3 protein-coding genes are annotated in these 3,107 nt (G+C 70.6%); all 3 read left to right on the plus strand.

Annotated features, from left to right (window positions below):
• The coding region (locus FL311_RS42190) for an MFS transporter (RefSeq protein ID WP_141333253.1) at positions 1-392 on the plus strand (392 nt) is incomplete at its 5' end.
• Position 393: 1 nt separating this feature from the next.
• Entirely contained in the window at positions 394-1,440 is a 1,047-nt protein-coding gene (gene plsX, locus FL311_RS42195) for a phosphate acyltransferase PlsX (protein WP_194869621.1), read from the plus strand.
• The gene (locus tag FL311_RS42200) at positions 1,437-2,486 is read left to right on the plus strand and encodes a phosphatase domain-containing protein (protein ID WP_046712794.1); all 1,050 of its coding nucleotides are present in this window, start codon (positions 1,437-1,439) and stop codon (positions 2,484-2,486) included. Before plsX ends, FL311_RS42200 begins: the two co-directional genes overlap by 4 nt.
• Positions 2,487-3,107 lie beyond the last annotated feature (621 nt).

Raw genomic sequence — 3,107 nt, forward strand, 5'->3', positions numbered from 1 at the left:
GCTTGGGGCGGGAGGCGCAGGTGGCCCTGGCGGGCTTCGCGGTGACGGCGATGGGGCTGGCGCTGTTGCCGGTGGCGCCCACGTACGGGTGGCTCTTCCCGGTGATGGGGCTGTTGGCGGTGGGCTCGGCCCTGACGAACCCGTGCCTGTCCGCGCTGGTGTCGCTGCATGCGCCGGCGGACCGGCTGGGCGCGGCCCTGGGGGGCTTCCAGGCGGCGGGCTCGCTGGGGAGAATCGTGGGCCCGGCGCTGGGCGGGTGGCTCTTCACCCGTTTGGGGCCCGGGGCGCCGTACGGCACGGCGGCGGGAATGCTCGTCGTGGGAGCCCTGGTGGCCGCCTCGTTGGTGGGGCAGGCAAGAATGGCAGGCGCGAGGGCCCAACAAAGGTCGTAAGATGGAGGCCATGGTGGTCAAGCAGCCGCAGCCCGTGACGATTGCCTTCGACGTGATGGGGACGGACCATGGGCCCGCGGAGGTGGTGCGCGGCGCCGCGCAGCTCTCCCTGGACTCACCGCACATCCATGCGTTGCTGGTGGGGGACCGCACCCTCATCGACAACGCGCTCGCGGAGACGAAGCACAACGGCGAGCGCATCTCCGTCCAGCACGCGTCGGACTTCGTGGGCATGGACGAGAAGCCCGGCGAGGCGCTGGCGCGCAAGCCCAACGCCTCGGTGGCGGTGGCGGCCCGGCTCGTCGCGGAGGGCGAGGCGCAGGCGCTGGTGTCCGCGGGCAACACGGGCGCGGGCGTGCTCGCGTGCGCGCGCCACTTCCAGCTCATCCCCGGGGTGCGCCGCGCGGCGCTGGCCACGGTGTACCCCACGCGCTCGGTGCGCGGCGCGAAGGAGGACCCGTTCTCCCTCATCCTCGACGTGGGCGCGACGGTGGAGGCCACCGCGGATGACCTGGTGACGTTCGCCGTCATGGGCTCGAACTACGCGCGCATCATCTCCCGCAACGAGCGGCCCAAGGTGGCGCTCTTGTCCAACGGCGTGGAGCCCCAGAAGGGCCCGCCCCGGGTGGTGGAGGCGCACGCGCGGCTGTCGGAGATGAAGGACATCCACTTCATCGGCAACGTGGAGGGCATCGACATCCCCAAGGGCACCGCGGACGTCATCGTCACGGACGGCTTCGTGGGCAACGTGTGCCTGAAGATGCTGGAGGGCGTGCACGAGACCGTGGTGGAGCTGGCCCAGTACGCCTACAAGGAGAGCCTGCGCTGGCGCGCGGGCCTGGCCATGCTGTCCAGCGGCATCCAGCGCATCAAGGACATCACCGACTGGAACCAGTACGGGGGCGCGCCCATCCTCGGGTTCGACCGCATCTTCATCAAGGCGCACGGGCGCTCCAAGGCGCACGCCATCGCCAACGCGGGCAAGGTGGCCGCCAAGGTGGTGGCGAACAACCTGGGCAACGCCATCCGGGAAGGCCTCCAGAAGTGAGTCTGCCGGACCGTATCGACCCGCGGCCTCCGCGGCGCATCTACCGCTGGGACCTGGACAAGACGTACCTCCAGACCGACTTCGACTCGCTCCGCGATTTGCTGCGCACCGCGTTCCAGAAGGCGCACGAGAAGGTCGCCGTCCCGGGGGCGAGCGCCCTCATCCGGGAGCTGTCGGAGAGCGGCGACTCCAGGCTGTGCATCGTCTCCGGCAGCCCCAAGCAGATGCGCGCGGTGCTGGAGGAGAAGCTCAAGCTGGACGGCGTGCGCTGGGACGAGTTCGTCCTCAAGGACAACGTGGGCAACCTGTTGCGCGGCCGCTTCCGGGCCCTGCGCGGGCAGGTGGGCTACAAGCTGCCGGCCATCCTCGAGAGCCGGGTGAAGGCGCCCGCGGAGGCGGAGGAGGTCCTCTTCGGGGACGACGCGGAGGCGGACGCGTTCATCTACTCGCTCTTCGCGGACCTCATCGCGGGGCGCGTGGACGAGCGGGTGCTGTCCCAGGTGCTGGAGGCGGGCGGGGTGTACCCGGACGACGCGGAGCGGGTGCGCGCGGCGTGGAAGCAGATTCCGGTGGCGGACCCGGTGCGGCGCATCTTCATCCACCTGGACAAGCTGACGCCGCCCGCGCACTTCACGCCCTACGGGCCGCGCGTGGTGCCCATCTTCAACTACTTCCAGGCGGCCCTGGTGCTGCTGGCGGACGGCCACCTGTCCGCGCCCCAGGTGCTGAAGATCGCCGTGGAGATGGTGCAGACGGCCGGGCACAACATCATCACCCTCTCCAACTCCTTCCAGGACCTGCTGCGCCGGGGCCTGCCGCTGCAGCAGGCGGCGGTGGCGCTGTCCCAGGCGCTGGAGGGGCCCAACAAGCTCCTGGCCGCCATGCGTCCGATGCCGGACATCCTGTCCGCCTTCAGCAAGCGGCTGGCCGCCCTGGGCACCCCGCCTCCCCCGCCGCCGGTGCAGGCGGTGGACTACGTGTCCCTCATCCACCACGCCCTGCCCCGCAACCACAAGGGGCGCACCCGGCCCTCACCTGGTGGGTAGGGCCGGCCGGGTCGCCCGCCCGCCCTGTGTCCAGGGGGCCGGACGCCCGGTGCTTGGGACGTTTCCAGAACGTTTCGGTCCGTACCAGTGTTGATACCCAGGCAGAGTCCGCGGGCGGGCCTCGGGCCAGGGGCCGGTGTCCGGCTCCCAGGTCGATACTCGTGGCGGACCCTATTGACGGCCTGGAGCGAACTGGAACCGGATGTCCTTCGACGCTGCTTCGAATGCGCGGATGAGCCCCTTCTCGCCGGACGAGCGGAGGGTGGGGCACTGTCGCTCCACCTGCCCGGTGGGCTCGCTGAAAGGGCGCTACTCCCTCCCGGGGCGGATGCGCTATAGACGGCTGCCCCTGAAGCGCCCCATGCGGGGTGTCCAAGGCGATGACGCGAGTTTTGACTGAACCGCCGCCTGCCGGCGGTCCACTGTCACCTGCGCCCGATTTTGACGCGCGCGAGGTTGCCTCCTTCGAGGCGGCAGTGGGCTCCAGGCGCGGCGACCAAGAGGTTTCCTACATGTCTTCCAATCTGGAGCTGACGGCGGCCCCCTCGGAACAGGCGACCGCCCCCGAGAACGAGGCCACTGCTTCAGCCCCTTCCGAGGTCGAGTCCCCATCCCCCCTGC

Origin of the sequence: Myxococcus sp. AB025B, assembly GCF_006518215.1 — a bacterium.
In the GTDB taxonomy this organism is placed as follows: Bacteria; Myxococcota; Myxococcia; order Myxococcales; family Myxococcaceae; genus Myxococcus; species Myxococcus fulvus.